The sequence below is a fragment of the Cytobacillus sp. Bac17 genome, assembly GCF_024519925.1.
Lineage (GTDB): Bacteria > Bacillota > Bacilli > Bacillales > Cytobacillaceae > Cytobacillus > Cytobacillus pseudoceanisediminis.
Map to the genome: position 1 here is coordinate 83,196 of NZ_JALJRC010000005.1, position 23,381 is coordinate 106,576.

The 23,381-nt window shown below is 39.7% G+C and carries 23 protein-coding genes; 16 read left to right on the top strand and 7 right to left on the bottom strand.

Annotated elements, in window-relative coordinates; all coding sequences use genetic code 11:
* The first annotated feature begins 89 nt into the window (after window positions 1-89).
* The 10 genes from NR125_RS09370 to NR125_RS09415 all read left to right on the top strand — a co-directional run bounded on the left by NR125_RS09370 (window position 90) and on the right by NR125_RS09415 (window position 11,736).
* A complete protein-coding gene (locus NR125_RS09370; RefSeq protein WP_009333925.1) occupies window positions 90-740 on the top strand; it encodes a hypothetical protein in 651 nt (216 codons plus the stop codon).
* Between the two features lie 239 nt (window positions 741-979).
* Window positions 980-1,708, top strand: a complete 729-nt coding sequence (locus tag NR125_RS09375; protein ID WP_256815158.1) for a hypothetical protein — start codon at window positions 980-982, stop codon at window positions 1,706-1,708.
* A 270-nt stretch (window positions 1,709-1,978) separates the two neighbouring features.
* A complete protein-coding gene (gene cyoE / locus NR125_RS09380; protein ID WP_009333927.1) occupies window positions 1,979-2,896 on the top strand; it encodes a heme o synthase in 918 nt (305 codons plus the stop codon).
* 1,100 nt (window positions 2,897-3,996) lie between these two features.
* Window positions 3,997-4,500 (top strand): DUF2243 domain-containing protein, encoded by a 504-nt coding sequence (locus NR125_RS09385; protein ID WP_071155347.1) that lies wholly within the window; start codon window positions 3,997-3,999, stop codon window positions 4,498-4,500.
* A complete protein-coding gene (locus tag NR125_RS09390) occupies window positions 4,490-5,314 on the top strand; it encodes a cytochrome c oxidase assembly protein (RefSeq protein WP_256815159.1) in 825 nt (274 codons plus the stop codon). The genes NR125_RS09385 and NR125_RS09390 overlap by 11 nt, the downstream gene beginning before the upstream one ends.
* Before the next feature lie 261 nt (window positions 5,315-5,575).
* Window positions 5,576-6,121, top strand: coding sequence for a helix-turn-helix domain-containing protein (locus tag NR125_RS09395; protein ID WP_009333931.1), 546 nt, complete (start codon window positions 5,576-5,578; stop codon window positions 6,119-6,121).
* Window positions 6,122-6,164: 43 nt separating this feature from the next.
* The gene (locus NR125_RS09400) at window positions 6,165-8,210 is read left to right on the top strand and encodes a hydantoinase/oxoprolinase family protein (RefSeq protein WP_256815160.1); all 2,046 of its coding nucleotides are present in this window, start codon (window positions 6,165-6,167) and stop codon (window positions 8,208-8,210) included.
* Entirely contained in the window at window positions 8,211-9,959 is a 1,749-nt protein-coding gene (locus NR125_RS09405; RefSeq protein WP_009333933.1) for a hydantoinase B/oxoprolinase family protein, read from the top strand. It abuts the gene before it with no gap.
* 1 nt (window position 9,960) lies between these two features.
* On the top strand, window positions 9,961-10,290 hold the full coding sequence (locus NR125_RS09410; protein ID WP_192908781.1) for a cupin domain-containing protein: 330 nt from the start codon (window positions 9,961-9,963) through the stop codon (window positions 10,288-10,290).
* 96 nt (window positions 10,291-10,386) lie between these two features.
* Window positions 10,387-11,736 carry a purine-cytosine permease family protein gene (locus NR125_RS09415; protein ID WP_256815161.1) on the top strand — a complete coding sequence of 450 codons (1,350 nt, stop codon included), beginning with the start codon at window positions 10,387-10,389 and terminating at the stop codon, window positions 11,734-11,736.
* 62 nt (window positions 11,737-11,798) lie between these two features.
* On the opposite strand, the gene NR125_RS09420 is transcribed toward NR125_RS09415, so the two are convergent.
* Complete coding sequence (locus tag NR125_RS09420) at window positions 11,799-12,797, bottom strand: HAAS signaling domain-containing protein (protein WP_256815162.1); 999 nt, start codon at window positions 12,795-12,797, stop codon at window positions 11,799-11,801.
* The gene (locus tag NR125_RS09425) at window positions 12,784-13,131 is read right to left on the bottom strand and encodes a PadR family transcriptional regulator (protein WP_256815163.1); all 348 of its coding nucleotides are present in this window, start codon (window positions 13,129-13,131) and stop codon (window positions 12,784-12,786) included. The genes NR125_RS09420 and NR125_RS09425 overlap by 14 nt, the downstream gene beginning before the upstream one ends.
* Window positions 13,132-13,524: 393 nt before the next feature.
* Between NR125_RS09425 and NR125_RS09430 the strand changes: the two genes are divergently transcribed.
* Window positions 13,525-13,653, top strand: a complete 129-nt coding sequence (locus NR125_RS09430; protein ID WP_256815164.1) for a hypothetical protein — start codon at window positions 13,525-13,527, stop codon at window positions 13,651-13,653.
* Window positions 13,654-13,736: 83 nt separating this feature from the next.
* Here NR125_RS09430 and NR125_RS09435 read toward each other — a convergent pair whose 3' ends face one another.
* Window positions 13,737-14,360: a LysE family translocator gene (locus tag NR125_RS09435; RefSeq protein ID WP_009333938.1), complete on the bottom strand. Its 624-nt coding sequence runs from the start codon at window positions 14,358-14,360 to the stop codon at window positions 13,737-13,739.
* A gap of 113 nt (window positions 14,361-14,473) precedes the next feature.
* Between NR125_RS09435 and NR125_RS09440 the strand changes: the two genes are divergently transcribed.
* Window positions 14,474-15,019, top strand: coding sequence for a cupin domain-containing protein (locus NR125_RS09440; RefSeq protein ID WP_034296843.1), 546 nt, complete (start codon window positions 14,474-14,476; stop codon window positions 15,017-15,019).
* 44 nt (window positions 15,020-15,063) lie between these two features.
* Here the strand turns inward: NR125_RS09440 and NR125_RS09445 are convergent, their stop codons facing one another.
* The 3 genes from NR125_RS09445 to NR125_RS09455 are packed head-to-tail and all read right to left on the bottom strand — an operon-like array spanning window position 15,064 to window position 16,592.
* On the bottom strand, window positions 15,064-15,579 hold the full coding sequence (locus NR125_RS09445) for a CBO0543 family protein (protein WP_256815166.1): 516 nt from the start codon (window positions 15,577-15,579) through the stop codon (window positions 15,064-15,066).
* A 51-nt stretch (window positions 15,580-15,630) separates the two neighbouring features.
* Window positions 15,631-16,098, bottom strand: a complete 468-nt coding sequence (locus NR125_RS09450; RefSeq protein WP_256815167.1) for a CBO0543 family protein — start codon at window positions 16,096-16,098, stop codon at window positions 15,631-15,633.
* Entirely contained in the window at window positions 16,095-16,592 is a 498-nt protein-coding gene (locus tag NR125_RS09455) for a CBO0543 family protein (protein WP_009333942.1), read from the bottom strand. The genes NR125_RS09450 and NR125_RS09455 overlap by 4 nt, the downstream gene beginning before the upstream one ends.
* Before the next feature lie 305 nt (window positions 16,593-16,897).
* Between NR125_RS09455 and NR125_RS09460 the strand changes: the two genes are divergently transcribed.
* Window positions 16,898-17,224, top strand: a complete 327-nt coding sequence (locus NR125_RS09460) for an ArsR/SmtB family transcription factor (protein ID WP_048008571.1) — start codon at window positions 16,898-16,900, stop codon at window positions 17,222-17,224.
* Between the two features lie 84 nt (window positions 17,225-17,308).
* A complete protein-coding gene (locus tag NR125_RS09465) occupies window positions 17,309-17,824 on the top strand; it encodes an SRPBCC family protein (protein WP_256815173.1) in 516 nt (171 codons plus the stop codon).
* Between the two features lie 233 nt (window positions 17,825-18,057).
* Here NR125_RS09465 and NR125_RS09470 read toward each other — a convergent pair whose 3' ends face one another.
* On the bottom strand, window positions 18,058-20,082 hold the full coding sequence (locus NR125_RS09470; RefSeq protein ID WP_217028159.1) for a helix-turn-helix domain-containing protein: 2,025 nt from the start codon (window positions 20,080-20,082) through the stop codon (window positions 18,058-18,060).
* Between the two features lie 145 nt (window positions 20,083-20,227).
* Between NR125_RS09470 and NR125_RS09475 the strand changes: the two genes are divergently transcribed.
* Both NR125_RS09475 and NR125_RS09480 read left to right on the top strand, forming a co-directional pair.
* Complete coding sequence (locus tag NR125_RS09475) at window positions 20,228-21,457, top strand: MFS transporter (RefSeq protein WP_256815174.1); 1,230 nt, start codon at window positions 20,228-20,230, stop codon at window positions 21,455-21,457.
* A gap of 3 nt (window positions 21,458-21,460) precedes the next feature.
* Window positions 21,461-22,915 carry a M20 family metallopeptidase gene (locus NR125_RS09480; protein ID WP_256815175.1) on the top strand — a complete coding sequence of 485 codons (1,455 nt, stop codon included), beginning with the start codon at window positions 21,461-21,463 and terminating at the stop codon, window positions 22,913-22,915.
* The last annotated feature ends 466 nt before the right edge of the window (window positions 22,916-23,381 follow it).

The window sequence follows — 23,381 nt, forward strand, 5'->3', positions numbered from 1 at the left end:
CTCAATTTTACTGTTTTAAAGGGAAGTGAGAAAAAGTGTCGAATTAATGAAAAGTAAAAATTTAACATTGTTAGGGGTCTAAACAGATTATGAAAAGAAATTTGCTGATTATTTTCGCCATTCTCATCACTCTTTTTATTGCAGACAGATTTATAAGGCCAGGAATGGAATCCGCTGGAGTGGGAAAGGTGAAGGAAGAAACCAAGATGAACGGGGAAGAGTTTAAGGTTGAAGATTACGAGAAGATTTATGTAAAGGCAATCAAGAAAGCGGAGAGTTATGAAATAAAGGACAAGGAACTTCTAAGATGGGTGGTAAAAGGAATAGCAAGCAGGGAAATGGATCATAAGCCGGAATTAACGAAAAAGGCACTGATAAAGAATGCCAGGGAAAAGATTCAATTGGAAAATGCCAGTATCGAATATGCCGAAGTAAAATATGACATAAAAGCTGCTGAACAAGAGGTGGAAGCATTGGCACTTGAACAATTAAAAGACCTTTCTTCAGACATTCCATTAGAAGGTTACCTCAAAGCTTTTGCAAAGACTTATAATTTAAGTCCAAAGGAAGTACTGCTGGAGATCGAAAAAAGTTCCCTTATGCTGATGGTTACGAACGAAAAGCTATACCCAAAATTAGTGGAAGCATATAATTCGGAGGACCGTGCTGAAGTAAGCAGGAAATATGGAAGTGAGGTAAAAAGCTTTATGGCGGGTATAGAGCCGGAGATTGATGCATAGTTTTGGATCATTGTGTCCTTAGGATTCCACACAATTCAATTAAATTTATGAATACTATTCTTCACTGCTTCATCTAAATAATATTTTCCAAAATCAGCACCTGACCTTCTTGTACCGTACAGGACAAAAAGGGCAGGTGTTTTAGTTTTCCTGATCCACCCATTTGAAAATTTAATAGGCCTGCATAATATAATTAAGAACAAAGAGGATAACATCAAATTAAAGGGAGATAATCAAACATGAAAAACCTGACCATTTTCACAGCCTCAGCGACTAGACCTAATCTACTGGTGAATGCTGCAGATGACCGAATTGAACCGCCAGCCGGCTGGAGCATTTCGGCTGAAAATCCAGAAGACATTATTCATGGCTTCTCTCAATTAAAGATAAAGAAAGAATACAAGCTTAGAGGATATCAATATTTCAGCGGAGGAAACGGCAATGGAATTGTCTGGGCGATTCCAGCTTCAGAGGAACTTCCTCATCCTGATTTCTGTGACCGTTTGGATGAAATGTTTCTTGGTCCGCCAAAGCCTGAAATTGCCCTGGCTGATTTTATGGGGGCGATTGAGGGTGACAGATCTCCATTATCTTATCTGCAGGCAGCGATTGCATGGCATGAACTTCATGAATTTGGGGCTATGTGGCATGGCTGTTCCTGGGGACAGGATCGGATATTGCCGTTTACGGATGATTACAAAGAAGAAATGCTTTCTGAAATAGACGATCCGGATGCAGATTCAAGCATAGAAGATTACTTGAATTTCATTCACCCATGGGATGAACTCAAAGAAATTCCCGCTATTCTGAATCCTCATTTCTTCTATCAAAAAGGAAAACCGACAGTCGTGTTCTATACGATCAGCGATATTGGCTATTATAAATTAAGCAGGTATATCCATACCTTTGAAAAGGAGTCTTATATTCAAATGGTACAACGTCAAGAAATTGGAGCTGGAGACGGCTGAATTATTTTTTAGACGGCTTATCCAGTAAAGTGATACAAAGCTGTCACGATTATAAGCCCCTTTACAATGTGAATAATGGTAGAATGGACAAAGAGAACTATGCACCTGAGCAAGGTTCTCTTTTCAATTTGCCATCAGCATTTCAGCACAGTGATTTTTCAGAAATCATTAAGTGGCAACTCCTGTTATAATAAGTGTATACTGTTTATCTAATTAGTATTTTTTTAGATAGAGAAGAGAGATAATCAATAAAAGGGGAATAGATCGATCATGAAAGAGGAAGCAACCCTGAAAATGCAGGGACGGCCTTTATCAAAGATCCTCGCACTGACAGTCAAGACAGGGATTATAAAATCAAACCTGATCCCGATGTTTGCAGGATTAACATTGGCCTTATATACCTATGACTTCGGCCTTTTGGAAAAGCTGCCTGAGATTTTACTTGCCTTTATTGGCTCAAGCCTGGTAATGGGGGCAGCCGGGGCTTTTAATAATTTATATGACCGTGACATCGACTCGATTATGAAGCGGACCCAAAGCAGACCAACTGTCACAGGGGAAATCAAGCCACAACAGGTTTTATGGCTTGGTGCCCTCATGTCTGTTTTTGGAATCCTCGCTCTTGCCTTCACGACTCCTTTGGCGGGCTTCCTTGGGTTTTTGGGGCTGTTTTTTTATGTGGTTCCTTATACGATGTGGAGCAAGAGAAGAACCATTTACAATACGGAAATCGGAAGCATTTCCGGTGCGATGCCTCCGCTCATTGGCTGGGCTGCCATCCATCCGGATATCACGCATCCTGCGATCCTTGGTTTATTTATCATAACTGTCATTTGGCAAATGCCGCACTTCTATGCGATTGCCATTCGGAAGCATGATGAATATAAAGCAGCAAACGTTCCGATGCTGCCCGTTGTAAAAGGGGTCAGAAGAACGTATATCCAGACAAATATTTATTTGATCATTCTGATCGGGATCAGTTTTCTGTTAGGTTCCTTAAGCATTGGCCTTATGCTGGTTGCCCTGCTGCTGGGGATTATTTGGCTGGGCATAAGTGTTTATGGCTATAAGCGTATGGATCCGGAGAAGTGGGCGAAATCCCTGTTTATCTTTTCGCTAGTTCATATGACAGTCCTGTTTTCGACGGTTATTATTTACTCGATTATGGGGATTATTTTTGATTTGTAAATGGAAACTAATAAGCCCTTCCTGAAAAATTCAGAGGGGCTTATTTTTTTGCTTAAATCTGCTTCTAATAAGTATCTGTGCGCCAGAAACAATAGCGCTGTTGTCCTATCCCTAAGTTACACATATCCATGCTTAGCAGCACTTGCATGTTTAGAAATTCTAAGCTCCTTTACTATGATTTTTGATCTGAAGGAAGTTCTTTTGGAAACGTCCACTTCAGAAAAAAATTCATTTATTTTTTAAAGGACTTTCTTGGTAATCACGTATATTATCTTTTTAAAAAAGAACCCTAATTAAAAAGAGAGGGTACTAATATGTCATTAAGAAAGCAATGGATACTTAATATTCTAATGGTGCTGCTATCATGGTTGTCATTACCGCTTCTAGGCAGCGGCAATATAAAAAGATTTTTTCCTTCAACACTCCTGATTGGTATTTTAGAGATCCTGCATGCACGAATCGGAAAGAAGAAAAAATACTGGGCTTTTTACAATAAGCCAAAATCTAATCTTTTTGGTGAAATGCCTTTTGATATTGGTCCTTTTATTTTTACCTCAATCTGGACACTAAAGTCAGCATACGGGAACTTTAGGAAATATATTTTTATCAATGCCATAATACACGCTATCTTTGCATATCCATTTACCTTTTTTGCAAAGAAAGTAAGATACTATACGCTAGTGCGTTTTAATAATTTTCAGTTTTTTCTTTATTTCTTTTTTAAAGCATTTTTATTATATTGGTTTCAATATCTTTTTGAAGAAAAAATAATGTTTAAGCAGAGGAAGTAAAGAAATAACAATTCGAGGATGAAAGATGAAAGGGAGAAATCTTTTATCTGATTAAAAGACGCGTTTATCAAGACACGCGTCTTTTCGTTTGGCCTGATAAAGGAATTGGACTGGAACCGGATAAAGATATGATTCAATTAAAAAACGTAAATAAACATGACTGCCTGATAGTTCATCTTAAAATGCGGGTATATAAAACCATACAGATGGCTCATAAAAGGTGATGAGTTCGAGTAATGTTAGCTCATTCTGGATAGAATGATGGGTGTACTCGAGATATCGTCAGGATACGAATGGAGGAATAAGGTCATGGCTGCTGAACATAATCCTACAGCTAAATCAAACCATCCTGCCAGCTCAGCCCGCAATCTGTGGTCTGGTGTGCTGTTTGGCATTGGGTTTGCTGCCTTTATAGATGAGACAATTTTTCATCAGCTGCTGCGCTGGCATCATTTTTATGACAAATCCACTACGGATATTGGACTTATCTCCGACGGGCTTTTTCATGCTTTCAGTTGGTTTGCGACAATTGGAGGCTTGTTTATTTTTGCCGATCTTCGTCGGCGAAATGCATTGTGCTTCAAGCGATGGTGGGGCGGGAAGCTGCTGGGTGCTGGCGGTTTCCAGTTATATGATGGTACGATCCAGCACAAATTAATGCGGATACATCAGATTCGCTATGTAGAGAATGTATTTATTTACGATCTTATATGGAATGCAATAGCTGCAGTCATGATCATCATCGGTCTCAGCCTTGTTATCCGTACAAACAGGAAACAGCAACCTGAAAAGGCTGTCCCACATGAACAATAATCATATGCCTCATACTGACGGAGCTCCTGCAGCTGATCTAATCTCTCAAATGCTCACTGCATTTCCGTTTGTGCTGGCTTTAATTTTATATATTCTTGCCGTATTCGTCTCCAGCAGGAATCACAAGCCATGGCCGGTATACCGGACTGTTTGCTGGATTTTTGGCGTTTTTTTCGCTGTTATAGCTGTAGCTGGCCCCCTTGCTGCCCGTGCCCATACAGATTTCTCGGCACATATGTTCAGTCATTTGTTTTTAGGCATGCTTGCACCGTTGCTCATGGCACTTGCATCGCCAATGACGCTTGTGCTGCGAACGCTAAGTGTTCCTCTAGCAAGAAGGCTTTCAAGGGTTCTGAAGAGTAGGATTTCGCGAATCTTAAATCATCCCATTATAGCATCCTTTCTTAATATAGGGGGGCTTTGGTTATTATACACGACCTCACTTTACTCGTTTATGCACGAGAGTATTCTTATTCACCTAATTGTTCATTTCCATGTATTCCTGGCAGGTTATTTATTTACAGTATCAATGATTTATTTTGATCCGATCCCTCACCGTATTCCTTTTTTGTACCGTGCACTTGTATTCGTTTCTGCTTTGGCAGGACATGGGATTCTTTCAAAATACATTTATGCCAATCCGCCTGCTGGTGTATCCGCAGGTCAGGCTGAAATTGGAGGCATGATCATGTATTATGGCGGGGACGCGATTGACATTATTCTCATATTCATCTTTTGCTGGCAATGGTCCAGAGCCAGCAGGCAAAGAGAAGATGTATCACTAAGCCCGGAAACAGAAAGTACCAGAGTGTAATCAATGAGGGTGCTTACCTAATGGGCTTCATCATTAAAGTCAATTTACTCCGGTTTTCATATATGAAAGCCGGATTTTTTTATTTATCAATGCAGGTTTGCAGCTTTAGCTTTTATCAAAGTGTAGGTGGTTATCTTTTATCTATTTTAAATTTTCTTTTAATTTTAAATATTTTATGATATTATACGTTTAATTACAGTATTACTAAAATAAATTACACTATTACTTAATTTTTTCAGTACTGCTTCAAAGGAGATCGAGATGGAAGAAATTTATAAAAAAATAAAAGATTTAAGGCTTCAGAAGGGATATACCCTAAAAGAATTAAGTGAACGTACCGAGTTGTCAATCAGTTTCCTTTCTCAGGTGGAAAGAGGAGCTACTTCATTAGCTATTACTTCTTTAAAGAAAATTGCGGATGCGCTAAATGTCAAAATATCTGAGTTTTTTGAAGATGAAACACCTAATCAGAACTTTATGGTTAAATCTTGCGAGCACAAGCCATTCAATATTAAGGGATCTGAGTTTACTTATGTAAGGGTGAACGGGGAATTTTCAGGAAGAAGCCTTGAACCATTATTGGTCACCTTAGCGCCTAATCAAAAACAAACTCAGCAGTATGGCCATGCTGGCGAAGAATTTTATTACGTATTAAAGGGTTTTGTCATTTTCCACGTGGATGGGAAGGAATACATAGTCAGAGAAGGAGATTCCATTCACTTTCCATCAACGTGCCCGCATACGGTAGAGAATCCCATAAATGAAGAGTCAAGATTACTTTGTGTTTTGACGCCAGTTATTTTTTAATTGGCTGATTATAAATATCCTATTCAATGAAAGGTGGAGTATCATGCGTGTAGCTACAGATATTGGCGGGACATTTACTGACCTGGTTTATGTCAATGATGAAGGTGAAATTGGGGTTGCTAAAAGCCATACCACACCTCCCAATTTTGAAAAGGGAGTGATCGACGTTATTGAGAAAAGTGAAATCGATCAGACAGCCATCAAGACTTTTATCCATGGTACCACGGTAATTATCAATGCTCTTACAGAACGCAAAGGGGTCAGGACAGGTTTAATTACAACCAAAGGTTTCCGTGATGTGCTTGAAATTGCAAGAGGAAACCGTCCGGATCTATTTAATGTACGATACGAAAAGCCGGTGCCTTTTGTTGAGCGCTATTTACGCCAGGAAGTAGAGGAGCGCCTGAATTATAAAGGTGAGGTACTTACTCCGTTAAACAAGGAACAGTTATCGGCTGTTATTAACTATTTCAAGGAACAAAAAGTAGAAGCCATTGCTGTCGCCTACTTACACTCTTATGTTAATCCAGTTCATGAAATTGAGACAGTGGAATTAATAAAAAAGCTATGGCCAGAAGCAGCCGTTACAGCATCCTATGAAGTGACGAAGGAATGGAGGGAATATGAACGGACCAGTACTACGGTTCTTAATTCATATGTTAAGCCGATTGCGGCTACCTATGTAAACCGTCTGCATAATAAATTAGTAGAAAACAAGACTGACAGCCAGAATTACATTATGCAGTCAAACGGCGGTACAACAACCTTTAATAGTGCAAAACAAACCCCTATTAATATGGTAGAGTCCGGACCTGTAGCCGGGATTTATGGTGCTGCAGTTCTTGGTGAAATCTTGAATGAGAAAAATATCATTGCTTTTGATATTGGCGGGACTACAGCGAAATGTTCTCTGATTAATCAGGGGGAGGTAAAGGTTTCAACTGATTATTTTATCGAAAAAAATGAACGAAGTGCTGGTTATCCCATAAAAGTACCCGTTGTTGATATTGTTGAGATTGGAAATGGCGGCGGTTCAATCGCATGGATAGACGGAGCAGGTTCATTAAAGGTGGGTCCGCAATCTGCCGGCGCTTTACCTGGTCCTGTGGCGTATGGTCAAGGTGGAACGGAACCAACAACCACAGATGCAAACTTGATTACTGGCAGGCTTTCTCCAGAAAACTTCGATTATGAAGTAGATTTGGATAAAGTAAAGGCTGCCATTAAAGAGAAGGTTGCCGATCATTTTGGAATGACGGTGGAAGAAGCTGCATTAGGGATTATTCGAATTGCAAACTCCAATATGCTGAATGCATTAAAGCTTATATCAGTAAGAAAAGGACATAATCCCCGTGAATTCTCATTGGTCGCTTTTGGGGGCGGAGGATCAATGCATGCACCTGCATTGGCTAAAGAACTTGGTGTCAAAAAAGTAATCGTACCAGTAGCTTCATCTGTGTTTTCAGCATGGGGAATGCTTATGACCGACTTAAGGCATGACTACATCCAGACATATATTAGAAGAATAAATGAACTTAATCCTATTGAGTTAAACAAAGAATGGAATTCAATTGAAGTACAAGCACTTAAACAATATCAGGAAGAGGGCGTATCGGAAGAAAAGGTGTTATTTACGAGGTTTGCAGATATCCGATATCTTGGGCAGGAGCATACCGTAAAGATTCCTGTTCCGAACGGGGAATGGTCTGATGAAACCCTTAAAGAAGTGGTAAAGCGCTTTGGTGATCTTCATGAACAGCACTATACTTTTAAGCTTGAAGGAACACCAGCAGAAATTGTTAATCTGCATTTAACAGCTTTTGGGAAGGTACTAAAGCCAAAAATGAAAAAAATTAATTCCATAAACAGCAATATTCAGGAAGCTTACAAAGAAACACGGCCGGTCTATTTTGAAGAGGAAGGCTGGGTCGAAACAAAGGTATATTCCCGCAGTTTATTTGGTAAAGGCATGGAGGTTTCCGGGCCAGCCATTGTAGAGGAACAGTCTGCTTCTACGGTTATTTATCCAGGTCAGTCCTTGACTGTAGATGAGTACGGAAATTTAATCATTGAAACAGGGGTGGAATAAATGACGCAACTTGTTCGCAGTAAAGTAGATCCATTTACACTTGAGATTGTGAAAGATTCACTTGTTGCCATTGGCGATGAGATGTTTATTGCACTTGCTAAAACATCAATGAGCCCCATTATTTATGAAGTATTGGATTATGCCAGCGGTCTTACCGATGCAAAAGGGCAGCTGTTGACGCAAGGAAATGGTGTTACAGGATTTATTGGGATGCTTTCAGATATGGTAAAGCAAACACTCAAGAAATTCGGGGATGGAAAGCTAAAAGAGGGCGATATTATCATTATTAATGATTCCTATGGCGGCGGCGGCTCCCATCTTTCCGATGTTGGCCTGGTCATGCCCATATTCTATGAAGGAGAAATTGTTGCTTTTTCTGCCAATAAGGCACACTGGACAGAAGTGGGTGGGAAAGACCCAGGTTCCTTCAGCAACGATGCTACAGATATTTTTCAGGAGGGCTTGCAGTTTCCAAGTGTTAAGCTCTTCAATGAAGGCGAAATCAATCAGGCTATTGTCGATATCATCGAAGCCAATGTTCGATTCCCGGAATTGTCGCTGGGAGATATGTGGGCTCAGGTTGCAGCCCTTAAAACGGGTGAAAAACGTGTTAAGGAATTATGTGATAAGCATGGGAAGCCATTATTTTTATCGTCAGTTGATTATCTCCTCGACCACGGAGAACAGCTTGCACGTCAGGAATTAACCAAACTGCCAAAAGGCACTTTTCATGCTGAAGGGTTTATTGATGATGATGGCTTTGGGAATGGCCCTTTCAAGATCAAAGTTAAAGTAACCATCTCTGATGAAAAATTCGTTGCTGATTTTAGGGGAAGCCACCCTCAAGTTCCAGGACCTGTTAACTGTTCTTATACGGCACTTGTTTCAGCTGTACGGACTATTTTCCTCGCCATTACGAATCCTTCTCAAGATGCGAACGATGGAGTGTTCCGTCCATTGGAGGTTATTACAGATAAGGGCTCAGTTCTTTCAGCAGAACGGCCTGCTCCTGTTTCAATCTATTGGGAAAGCATGCTTGCAGGAGCGGACTTGATATGGAAAGCTCTTGCTCCAGTAATTCCACATAGGCTTAATGCTGGCCACCTGTTATCTGTTTGTTCGGTCGTATTATCAGGATTGCATCAGGATACAGATGAACCATTTTTAATTGTTGAGCCTTCTGTTGGCGGCTGGGGCGCATCTGAAGGTCAGGATGGTGCAAGAGGACAATTCTGCATTGGAGATGGCGAAACGTATAATGTTCCAGTTGAAGTAGCTGAAACAAGGTATGGCATTATGGTTGATGAGTACAGCTTGCATACAGATGGAGCCGGAGCAGGAGAGTATATTGGCGGTTCTGGTGTCATTCGCTCTTATAAAGCCCTAACTGACAACCAAATGGTTTCTGTAACTTTTGGACGGAATAAATTTGTTCCTTGGGGAATGAATGACGGGAATGACGGATCAGCTAACAAGGTTTATATTGAGAAAGCAAATGGTGATGTCGATGGCCCATTTGGGATCTATCCTAGATACCCCTTGAATAAAGGGGATGTCGTTAAATTGGTGACCGCTACAGGCGGCGGATACGGAGAGCCTTTCAAGCGTCCTGCAGAAAAGGTAGCCAAAGATGTGAAAAATGGCTATATCACTGTGGCGCAGGCAGAAGCTGACTTTGGGGTAAAAGTAAATGAGAAAACATATGAAGTCGAAGGTTTAACAGAAGAACGTCAGAGGAGAGGTGAATAAAGTGGATGTATTAAATATAGCGGATATCCAGATTGATTCGAATGCTGCAGTTCCTCTTAAAACAGTATTCTCACAAAAAGCATTGGCTGGAGACCTGAAAGTTGGTACGGTTGTCATTCCACCAGGAAAGCGAGTCCCTTTAACAGGAGTTTCTAATCATAAAGAAAATGAATATTCGATTATAGTAAAAGGTTCAATTGTAACAGAAACGAAGGGAAGAACCTATCGGGTTTCAAGCGGAGATGCAACCTTTATTCCTGCAGGGCAGGAACATATTGCCTACAATGACAGTGATGAGGATTGTGAGATTGTGTGGGTATTGGTTGGTTAACTACTTTCACTATAAAGACCTTGCATGGGCAAGGTCTTTATTATAAGAAGATTTTACAGAATATTCCGATATAAAATAAAAAGGAGTTGGACAGGGATGGAGGATGTGTCTTTAAGGAAAACCGGAGGAAAGGATGAAGCTCTTGCTTCAGTACCAATAAATGAAAGGCAGCACTGGGTTTCACCTGCAATCATTTTTGGGGGACTTGAATTTACAATTCCGGTTTTAATGGTAGGTGCAACATTGACAGCAAGCTTTGGTCTCGGGAAGTTGTTCTGGATCTTGGCAGCAGCTTTGTTTATTTTCCAATGGATCGGTAATGCCCTTGCAGGATACATCGGTGCAAAAACTGGCCGGTCATCGTCAGTAATTGCCAGAACAAGCTTTGGTTCAAATCAGGCAAGATTTATTGTAGGCTTGACAATATTTATCGTTTCAATGGGGTGGTGGGCGCTCCAGACAGCTGTAGCAGGAAATGCCATAGCAGCGATGTTTGGAATAGATTATAAGACTGAGTGGTTTATGTGGGCCATTGTTACAATCATTGCCGGCCTTCTATTTGCACTTCCATCCATAATTGGATACTCATCTATGAAGTGGACTGATTATTTAGCGGTACCAGCTGGATTATTATTAATTGCAGGCGGTATTTTCTATGCGTTAAAAAATATCGGCTGGGAAAAGATAGCATCCTGGAACCCTGAACCACAAATGACTTTTCTTGCTGCCGTCAGTTTAGTTATTGGCATAAATGTTTCACAATGGGTGATTGCCTCAGATTATACACGCTATGCGATGCCTTCTGTAAAAGACAATGTCCTTATACCACTGGGTATAATTGCTGTTGGTTTCCCGCTTTTTTATGTTGGCGCCATCATGTCCATTGGGGTTGGCGATGCGGATATTGTAAATGTCATGATGAACTTAGGATTTCCGGTATGGGGGTTCCTTATCTTATGGTTAGCGACTTGGACCAGTCAATTAGTAAATAACTATAGTATGGGTCTGGCGTTGGCAAATATGCTGAACGTTAACTCTAATAAAGGGAGAGCCTTGCTGACTTTGGCTGGTACGATTATTTCCATTGTTATTGCTTTAGCAGGCATACTGGATTATTTTATGGATTTTCTTTATATGACGGCATTAATTTATCCAGCCATTGGCGGTGTAATGATGGCAGATTTCTTTTTTATCAGAAAACAGCAATGGACCGATAATAAAGGATGGAATTGGATGGCGACCATTGCATTAGCAGTAGGAACTTTCGTTGGCTATTATACTCAATATGTACAATCCTTTGGCCTCCCAGCTGTCCAGTCCATCATTGCTTCTGCACTTGTATATATCATTGCAATGAAAATCAAAGCAAGAGTGGCACCTGATCATTTTACCGTGATTAGCAGCCAGCCAGACTCATATACTTCTGATAATGTTAAAATTCTATAATCTATTCAATAATGCCTGTTCTCTAATTTTTGAGAACAGGCATTATGATTGTGGACTTCACATTATTGAATTCTTGATTTACGTATCCCATCAAAGATACTCATTCCTGCATAAAAGATAAATACCATCATGATGCCGCCAAGCAGCCAGTTTTTAAATTGAGCGGCTGAAATCGAGAATAAATCGCTCATGTAGGCTGTGAATTCAGGCTGGAGCAAATTCGGGTTCAGCAGAATGAAGATGAACACGATAGTGGCGAATAGTTCAAGGATGGTGTTCAAGATCGCCATTCTTTTCGTCCATTGGCCAATGATTAATTTGTAGAGTGCCAATCCCACTTCGAGAGCAATGATGACTACGACGATAGGCCAATACCCGAGCAGAACCTCCTGGCTGACTGCTGCAATTTGGAACTCCAGTCCTTCACCGCCGCCTCTATATACACCCATCAGCCGGTCTGCATAAAAGTAAAGGGTTGCCCAAATGGCAGTCCACATTAAGCTTCCGAAAACCTCAAACTTGGAAATGGCTTTCTTCTTCGGAATATAGGTGATGCTTTTCAAGTCTTCCGGTGTCCATGGTTTTAAGCTTGGAGATAAAGGATGCTGCTCTTTGCCTTTATCCATCCTTTCAATAACGGCGAACACAATCGTCAGCCAGAAAAATACCTGAACGGCCACTTCAATCAGTCTCCAAATCCCATATCCCATGAAACCGAGCACCGCATTAATGATGGTATCATCGCGGTTAAAGTCAAGAATGAACTCGGCAGCAACGGAAATCAATGCAACCGCTGCTGCAATCGGCAGGATCATTTTTAATAATGACACATAAACATCAAAATAGCGCGGCCCGATGAGATGCATCGGCTGATCACGGTAACCGGCGGCTAAAGCTGCGGGGCTTCCCAATTTACCGAGGACATCCTTAACATCCTCCTCATTGTAATCATCCGGAAGCATATCCCCAATCGTTGACTGCAGCTCGAGTGCGATATCCGCACGGCTTTTTTCAGGCAGCCTCCGGGTCACTTCCTGTATATATACCTCAATTAAATTCATTTTCCTCATCCCCTTTCAACAGCCCGTAAAGCTGTTTTGAATTCTTGATCCATTCCTCTCTTAACTGCAGAAAAGTCTCCAGTCCCAGTTCGCTCAAAACATAATACTTGCGTGGCCTGCTCTCGGTATGATCCCAATTGCTTGTCACAAGCTCCTGTTTTTCCAGACGCCGCAGCAATGGATATAACGTGCTCTGATCAATATTTATGCCGGAGTCCTCTAATAATTGAACTAGCGAATACCCATATTGCGGTGTCCGCAGCTGGCTTAGAACCGCCAGCGTCAGTGTTCCTCTCCGAAGTTCTGTTGTTAACGAATTCAGCAGCGTACTCATTCACTCACCTCGCTTGATATACTATATGTCATACACTATATGGTTTATACTATGTATCATACAGTATGGACGTGACAATAATCAACTGCTTCTTTTAAGTTTTTTTATCAGTAAATCTGGTCCTGCTTGGATAAGCAGATGTGCAGGGCAGACACTTACCTTTGTAATTCAGGCTCAGGTAGGTAAATATGTTAGTTATATAGGAGGTGATAGTATGTTTGTTTTAGGAAAATGCTGGTGGTGTGAACCGCTGCCATCAGCTTGTGAGGGATGTGCCGACAGTACATTAAGGAATGAGAGAAAAGGGCAGGAATTTTTGGTTATGCTGAAAGGAAACTGCCGAATTTTTAGCTTTAGGTCCTTGTCAAAGTCCTTAGCCTGCAGAGTTTTCTTTTGTCAGATTTAAAGAAGAAACGTGATGCGCAATTTTTACATTCTCCTAGCAGCCAGGAGCAGTTCCTGCAGAAAGAGAATTTATCATCGATTGCCGAAGCACTGCTGCTCCTTCACCATTACCATTGAATTCACCAGGGTATCCTGTGATCTTCCTGTTGTGCTTCAGCGGAAGTAAAAAAACATTGGGGTTATCCAATGTTTTTTACAGTTTAATGCTGTTTATCCAAGGCTAGCTTTAATCCAAATCCAATTAAGACAAGCCCAGTTGCTTTATCCATAACCCTTTGTACTTTCGGGGACATGAGCCATTCCCGCATATAATTTATGAAGTAGACGTATATGAAAAACCAGGAGATGCTCAGCAGTGTGTATATAATTCCCATGATGATCAGCTGATGTGTTGCGTTTTCGCCTGTCTTCACAAATTGCGGCAGAAAGGTTAAGAAAAACATCGCAACCTTGGGATTGAGTACATTTGAAAGGAGTCCTTGTTTAAAGGCAGACTTTTTCATATCGGATTTAACCTCAATTTCTATACCAGTATCATTCTTCTTTTTCATCGAGATGAACGAAGATAACCCAAGATAGATCAAATAGACAGCCCCGGCATATTTTATGATTTCAAATGCAGCAGCAGACTGCATTAAGATGGCTGATAGACCGAAAGCAGCCGCAAAGGTATGCACTAAAGAGCCGGCTGTAATCCCAAGTCCCATTTTATAGCCATCTGCTCTTCCGTCTGCAATCGTCCTTTTTGTAATAAGAGCAGTATCGATCCCTGGACTCATTACCACAAACAATGAAAGAACCAAAAACGTAAAGAAATCATTCATTTTCTTCACTCCTTGCTGATATGTTAAAATATCATTTAACAAATGTTAAATATAATTTAACACAAGATGATCATGTTTTGTTAAAATATTTAAAAAATTTAAGGGGCGGGATTATGGAAAATATAGATATTGGCAAAAAAGTGGAGAAATTCAGGAAGGAGAAGGGTTATAGCAGCAGAGAACTAGCCAGAATAGCTGAAATTACCCCTTCCATGTTAAGCCAGATTGAACGGGGGATCGCGAATCCTTCGATTCAGACCTTGAAGGTTTTAGCCAAAGCCCTTGATGTTCCCACCTTTAGCTTTCTCCTCGAAGAGACGAATACAGAAGATTTAGTTGTACGATTTAATGAACGTAAACATATGGTGGTTGAAAACATATCCTATGAATTATTGTCGCCTGATTTTACAGGGACACTGGCAACTGCAATCATGAATATCCCTCCGGGCACCTCCTCGTCGGAAAAGCTATTGGAGCATAAAGGGGAAGAGGTTGCTTATATATTGGAAGGGAAAATTATGGTGAATCTGGATGAAGCAGAATACATATTAGAAGCTGGTGACAGCGTTAAAATACCAGCATATATGAAGCATAAGTGGGAAAATACCTTTGATGAAAAAGCTGTTATTCTATTCTCTGTGACTCCGCCCTCCTTTTAATCTGGACCCGCATCCTATGTGTGTAGGCAGTGGACCAGAGTCACTTACTGGGGGAGCGGAGGATCAAAGATTATCCATAGAAGCAGAATGCTAAAAAATGCTAAAGCCCAGGCAGCCCAAGGCTTCCATTTATGGATCGCGAGTAAGGAAAAGGTGATTATGTTAAAAAGAAAGGAATAAGCAAGTGTCCATCCATACTGATGAATGATGCTTCCATTAAAATAAGCAATTAATTCAATACCCTCGAAAATCAGAGCCCAGAAAACAACCCAGCCTATTCTTTTGAAATTGGTTTTGGGGAATCTTCCTAAGTACACAACAATAACAGATGGATAGATCAGAAATGCTATGGCTGTTGCTATTATGGTGTGCGTTGGCAGAATAAAATGGTCAATCCATACAGGACGGAATTCCCAAACCCTGAAGTCATGAAGCAGCGAAGCATATAGCAGGTCGCCTATAATCCAAAATAATAAGGTGGGATAAAATTCATTCAGCCGTTTCCAGGCACCAAACAATAAGCTAACGATGATGAAAAAGACAACCAACGATGTTTGCATATCATAACAAGCCCCTCAATAACCATTTTGTAAGCAAGAAAGACCAAAATATTAAGCATTCGCTTTTTGAAAAAACCAATTACAAAATAAGCGGCTGATATAGAAGGAAAGACATAATGAAAACCAGGTAATATACCATTCCCAATGTATATAGGTAATGAGATCGGTGTATTTTTCGATCAGGACTTCAACAAAGGTCAATACTGATGCAAATCCTGCAAAATAACTGAATTGAAGACCATGGCTCCGGTCATTCGGATACCACACAATAAACGCGGCACATACAACCGGGAACGCATAGTATTCATATGTAAAGCTCGTTCTGCTTATGGAGGGGAATAACCGAATCGGATATTCAAGCATGCCCAGCTCCACGACAGCCAGACCTGCCAGAAACGTAATAAACTGCTTAAATAAGGCAGCCATAACCGCAAGCCGAATTTTGTTTTTCGGAATGAAGAGAAGAATGGCAGTCGCTGCCATATAAACCATTACTAAGATCCACCATTCAATCCTCATGAGGTTTCCCGCCGTTCTGCCTGAAACACAGCTTTGTCTTTATAGAACCAATTACAGCAGACTTCACTTATAAAAAAGAGGAACGCAATATACATCCACATCCCATACCACCTCAAGGAACCATATTCTAATAGGTCTGTATATGCCTCGATGATAACATCGTACAAAGTAACCGCTGAAACCCAAATCAAAAAGTATGAAACACGAGGCCACATGGAACCATTTCCTCTTTTCCTCACGTAGTAGATGGAAAACAGTACAGGATAAAAAAAGTAATTGATTGTAATAGCGAGATCTGTTGCCTTGGGAAACTCCCGTACTGGCGCACTTAATAAACCGAATTCAAAGGCAGGCATATCACAAAGCCAGATGATCGCCTGAAACATTAAATATGCCAGCAATCCATGGCGTATGTTTTTTCGCGGAATAAACAAAATGAAGCCTAAAAAGCCAAATACCCACATGGCTGCCAGAATTATATGCTCTATCTGCATAATGTCAGACCTCATTTCAAATGAACTTCACTTTTATAGAGATGTATCTATTTTGCTTTGAAAACTGAAAATTATTAGCAGGGAAGAATCATGCTGACTAACGATTAAACAAGGTAAAGAGTATTATCGGATATGTTTATTTAGAGGGGAGAAGAAAATTACTTTATGATTTTTAAAATATTCCTTTACAGGAATATTCCTAATGGTGTATATTGTTCTTAAGGAAAGTTACAATAAGGAAGCGGGGGTGGGATCTACAATTGAAATGGAAATAGTGAACACATCACACTGGGAGATGATTCAACATGAACGGGCAAATTTTCAGTGCACTCGCTGAGCCCAACCGCCTGGATATCATTGACCTGCTGCTGGAAGGAGCGCTTCCGGTGGGGGATATCGCAAAAAAGCTTGAGTTAAACCAGCCTCAAACCTCCAAGCATCTTCGCGTTCTTTGTGACGCTGGCCTCGTGGAGGTTCAGCCGATCGCCAACCGCCGGATTTATAAAATCAGGCCTGAACCGTTTCAAGAACTGGATAGGTGGCTTGATTCCTATCGCCGATTATGGGAAGGCAGGATGGATAGGCTGGATGATTACCTTAATGTATTGCAGGGCAAAAAACCTTTGAATTGATGGATAAATGGAGTAAGCTCAACAAAATCTGTCTCTTCACTTACAAACGGTTTTACAAATAAAGCTTCTAATGGAGGAGTAACAATGTCAAATAATGCAATGCTTTCAAGAGTTGAAGATGAACGAGTGCTGGTATTGGAGCGCGTATTCGATGCACCGCGCGAGCTTGTCTATAAAATGTTTAAAGAGCCGGAACACCTGAAACATTGGTGGGGTCCGAGAGGATGGGAGCTCCCAGTCTGCAGCGTTGACTTCAGACCTGGTGGAGTATGGCATTATTGCATGAAGTGTGTTGATCAGAATCAGGGCCAATTCTATGGCATGGAATCCTGGGGCAAGGGGATATACAAGGAGATTAGCGAGCCGGAAAGTATCAGCTATACAGACTACTTTTCCGATGCTGAAGGGACAATTAACGAGGAAATGCCATCTACAGAAGTGACTCTGGAATTTGTGGATGTAGACGGCAAAACGAAATTAATTAACCGTGGAGAATACGTTTCCGCAGAGGCTCTCCAGTCCGTAATGGAAATGGGTATGCTGCAAGGCATTACAGATACTTGGAATCGTTTGGAAGAGCATTTGAACGAGATCAAATAACGAAATTGAACATACAGAAGGCAAGATTGGCTGAAAATTTATAAATTAACATGGCGTTGATCCAAGAAGGATTAACGCTAATTTGCTTGGTGGTTCGAAATCAATTAATTAATCTTTAAAGTTTTTAGCATTGGTTATATATGGTTTTCAGGAATAAACGCTTACTTTCAAACGAGTTTTAATTACTTCTATAGACATAATAAGTAACTGCACTGTATTTAATGGAAGTCAATTCAATTTAGAGAGACTATGGAACTTCTTAAATAACATGCAAGTTGAATTTTCAATATGTCTTCTGTGTTCGAAAAGGAAATTTGCAGCTTTTCTTCGATCCTTTTTATTCTTTGATATAAAGTATTAACATGGATATGTAAATGTTTGGCTGTTTGCGTTGCTTGACGGTCGTTTTCCATGAATGCAAGCAAAGTTTGCTCTAAATCCAATGTACCATCTTTATTAGACTGGAGGGGGTGGAAAACTTCATTAACAAAAGAGTTCAAGTCATCAATGGGTTGATGAATAAAAAGGTGATTAATACCAATATCCTGATAATTTACGATGCTGTTAACCTGCCTCGAAATAAGAAAAGAAAGGGCTTTATCCGCTTCAGAATAACTTTTTGCTATATTATCCATACTTGGGTAGCAAGTACCTATCCCTGTTTTTAGCGATTCTCCATGAATCTTTATCCAATTATTATGAAAAAGCTCTAATTTCTTCTTTACAAAATCTTGATCTGCATAGTGATTAAAATGACATAACAACGTCACATTATTTCCATAGCCAAAAACGATAGATACATATATTCCTAAATATTTTTTAATTTGGGAAATTAGCTTGTGCATTTGCATATTAAGAAAATGAAAATCAGCATGAGGATGTATTTGAATGACGGTCGCCATATAATAGGGATGATCATCAATTCCAAGCTCTATGGCCTTCTTTCGAATCAGATTATATTCCCGGCAATTAATAAAATCATTGAATAGATCATTTGTTGACTGATAATAAGAATCCATTAATGTTTGATTTCTAATAATCTCTAATGCAATCACTGAACTTGCTTGTTCAATAATCATTTTGTTTAAAGGGAAAAGTTCATCTTCTTCCATCTCTACAGCCATTACACCGATTGGTACATCAATCGCAATAATAGGGTGAATATACAATGACTGACTGTATATAGCCTCAGTAAAAAATGATTGAGTTTTTAATATTGTATTATCTAAAGGAAAATTCCATTTCAAGTGGGTTGGACTAGAGTATTGTTGATGATCTGTCAGGTCTACGATCATTAATGGATGGTTTATCATTTTTCTTATTTCATTTGCGATTTTTTGTAACCCTTTACTTCGAAGAGACAATTTTATTAACGTATTGTGTATAGCATCTCGTTGAATTAACAGATCATTTTGTTTTTTGAGATTTTGGTAGAGCTTTGAATTTCGTAAAACAATAGAGACCTGATCAGAAAAACTTTCTAACAGCTGTTGGTCATCTTTCGTTAAAAGGGGATAAGGCCCATTTTGGTAGACAATTAATACACATATAGTACTCTCCTCAACCTTTATTGGGACTGAAATAATTGATTTCAAATGGTCAAACTTGACAGAGTTATACAGATGAAAAAGATTATCCGATGAAATATTGGATGATTCTGAGATAATACCCTCTATATTTGTAAGAATAAAAGATTCATTATTTTTAAATGTTTTCCCGATGATACCCTCCCCAACCTTCATCCTCATCTTACTAATTTCTTGATTAGGACCGCCAGTCCAAGCTTTAGGAAATAGCGCATCTAAGCTTGGTTCATACATCCATAGAACTCCCATATCAGCTGCAGGAATAACAGATAAAGCATTTTCTAATATCTTTTTTAATAAGTCATCTAAATCTTCGAGGACGGAGATGTCTCGGATACTTTCCATCATTTTATTCCTAATATATTTTTCTCTGTCGAGCATTAATTGCAGGTAATGTAAATCAATGATCTGTTTAAGTTCTTGCTCATTGTTTAGTACGGAAGATTTACTCATTCTAATGACAATGGTTGTATGATTGGAATAATGATGGTAATAATCGGTGAAAGCTTCATAAGGACATATATTTTCATTGACAAATGTTTCTGGCGCAGGTGTTTGTTTGTCAAAATGATGAGATAAAACCAGTGAAAAATCTAATCCCTTTATACTTTGCCACACTTGAAACTGTGAAAGGCAACAGTTATCTATTAAAAATTGTTTGATTTTTGTCAAGGTCTCCAATTTTACAATCACTCCATAAATCTATGTAGATCTCTACATACTTAATGCCAATATTATATAGGAATGAACATTGTTTGAATAGTAGGAATTTTTTATACTTAGGTGGAATTCAACGAATATTGATAGGAGGAACTATATGGTATCTAGGTTGACGCAGAACTGGAAGTATATCATTATCATCTTGCTATTTTTAGGATGGTCAATCGGAAACTTTGATCGATTTTTCATGAATTATGCGATTTTAGGTATTTCAAAGGATCTCCAGTTAAGTGCCTCCCAGACAGGAATTGTTTTAAGCAGCTTTTTTGCAGGTTATGCCTTAATGCAAATTCCAGGCGGGTGGCTCGCAGATCGTTTTGGTTTCCGGAAAATCATCATCACGGCTGTATTTGCCTGGTCCGTTTTTACGATTTTGTCAGGAGTGGCATGGTCTTTCATTTCCTTAATTCTCATTCGATTTCTTTTTGGGCTTGGGGAAGGGAGCTTTTTTCCATCCGCATCAAAAGGTATTGCTAGTTGGTTTCCACAAAATGAACGAAGCCGTGCCATGTCCTTCATGCTTACTTCCGGTACGATTATGGGTGTTGTAACACCAATCATTGGTACCCAGTCTATGCAAACGATCGGCTGGCGAATGATCTTTTATATTGCGGGTGCTATCGGTATTCTGCTGGTTTGTCTGTACATGTTTTTCTTAAAAGAGCGGAATGTTTCAAATGAAGGAAAAATTGAAAACCCTTCCAAGAATAAAGCTCCATTAAGAGAAGTTTTAAAAACCCCAATTATATGGAATTTGTTTATTGCTTATTTTGCGATTTATGCCGTGCAATGGGGATTAATGGCATGGATGCCAACCTATTTAGTTGAGGAACGCAATCTCAACTTAACATCCGTTGGATACATTTCAGCTATTCCAGCAGTTGCAGGTATTATTGCAATGCTTGCAAGCGGCTATATTTTAGATAAATTGCCTGAAGGAAAAGATAAAGTAATAGCAGGTGTATTTGCAGTATTAACAGCGATTTTTCTCTATTTAATGGCTTTTGCGCCAAATATAGCTATGTTTGCTGTCTATCAAAGTGTAGTCACTGTATTCATGTCGTTTAATATTATCTTAATCATCTCAGCTCCATTAAAAATGCTATCTGAAGAGGTAGTAGGAACAGCAAATGGGTTCATTAATACCGGTGCCCAATTTGCTGGGGTACTTACTCCGATGTTAATTGGTTTTTTAGTCGATGCGTTTGACGGCTCTTATACAGTTGCTTTTATTATGCTGATTATGTTTGCTCTATTGTGTGCTGGATCAATATTTTTAATCCGCTCTAAGAAAGAGGTTCCTTCTTTCAAAACAAATGTAAGTTAGGAGATGGAAAAATTGACTGCTCTATCAAAAAAAATTACAAGTTTAATAGATGAAAAACGCTCAATGTATACACAGCTAAGTGATCAAATATGGGAGTTTGCAGAAACCAGATTTGAAGAATTTCAATCAGCGGATTTGCTTTGCGACGCTTTGGAAAAAGAAGGTTTTACCGTTAAAAAGGGAATCGCTGGTCTTGAAACAGGCTTTGTTGCCTCCTATGGAACCACCCATCCGGTAATTGCTATTCTCGGTGAATACGATGCTTTGGCAGGGCTAAGCCAAGAAGCACACAGCAATTCGTTTGATCCCATAATTAAAAATGGAAATGGTCATGGCTGCGGACATAATTTGCTGGGAGTAGGTTCGTTAGCGGCAGCTATTGCTGTTAAAGATTATATGAAAGAACATAATCTTGCTGGAACCGTAAAATTTTTCGGCTGTCCGGCAGAAGAAAGTGGTTACGGGAAAACATTTATGGCTAGAGACGGTTTTTTAAAAGATGTTGATGCTGCCTTCTCATGGCATCCTGCCACAATGAATGCTGTGATGAATTGCACTGCAAATGCCGTCATCCATGCACACTTTAAATTTAAAGGAAGAAGTTCTCATGCCGCTGCATCACCACATTTAGGAAGAAGCGCTTTGGATGCTGTCGAACTTATGAACGTCGGAGTTAATTATTTGAGAGAACACATGATTGACGAAGCCCGGATTCATTATGCTGTAACCAATACAGGAGGATTGGCTCCAAACGTCGTTCAGGCTGACGCTGAAGTAACCTATTTAATCCGTGCTCCGAAACCTTATCAAACAAAAGAGCTTTATGACAGGGTAGTAGACTGTGCTCGCGGTTCGGCACTTATGACGCAAACAAAGGTAGATTACGAAATTCAAGGCTCCTGCCATAATTTAATTCCTAACTTGACCCTTGAGAAAGTAATGCATGAATATATGCAAGAAATTGGAGCTACTCCCGCAACTGAACAGGATATAAACTATGCAAAAACCATCTATGAAACTTTGACGGACGAGGATAAGCGAACCGCAGCTTTACAAGCTGGGAAGCAAGGAGCATCTCAATTAACCAAACGACCTATTGCTGATTTTATCGCCCCATTTTCTGAAAAAGAAACATTCATGGGAGGCTCAACGGATGTTGCCGATGTAAGCTGGAATGTGCCAACAGCGCAATGTGTTACTTCGACCTGGGCTTTTGGTACACCGTTTCATACTTGGCAGGCGGTGGCGCAAGGTAAAGAAAGCTACGCCCATAATGCAATGTTATTAGCTGGAAAAGCCATTGCATGTACCGCTATTTCCACTCTTGAAAACACAGAACTATTGGAAAATGCTAAGAAGGAATTATTAGAAAGACTTGAAGGAGAAGCTTATGTACCTCTTATTCCCAAGGAGCTTAAACCACCGAAATCTAAACAAACAGTGTATCAAACAATATAAAATTCTGTGGATCTGATTAATCATAATAGGACATAATCTCTTTAGTTAAAGTAATTCAATTTGTTCTGCCCCGTAAATGTTAGATATTATATACGGGGTACTTTTTATGGCCAATTTTATTGGGTCTTAGCCATCAAGGTTCTTTTTATAAGTCATAAGGACACCTGACCGAACAAATGGTGATATGTTCTAAGTGATAATTGCAAGGGGAATCAAACAGGAAAATGGTAAGAAGTTGTATTTCATACGTCTACTGTTAGTTTTTGCATTCATACTCTTGGTTAGCTAAAAGTATAAAGGTTTTATATTCACAACAAAAATTGCTCTCTATTCTTTTGAGGTCCTGGTAGTAGCAGTAGTTATTGCTATTGGATATAAAAAGATAATAAATAAACAGAGTTAACTCGAAGTGTAAAACCAACTCTAAAGGACGACGTACTACATTAAGGTGTTAATGAGTGGGATC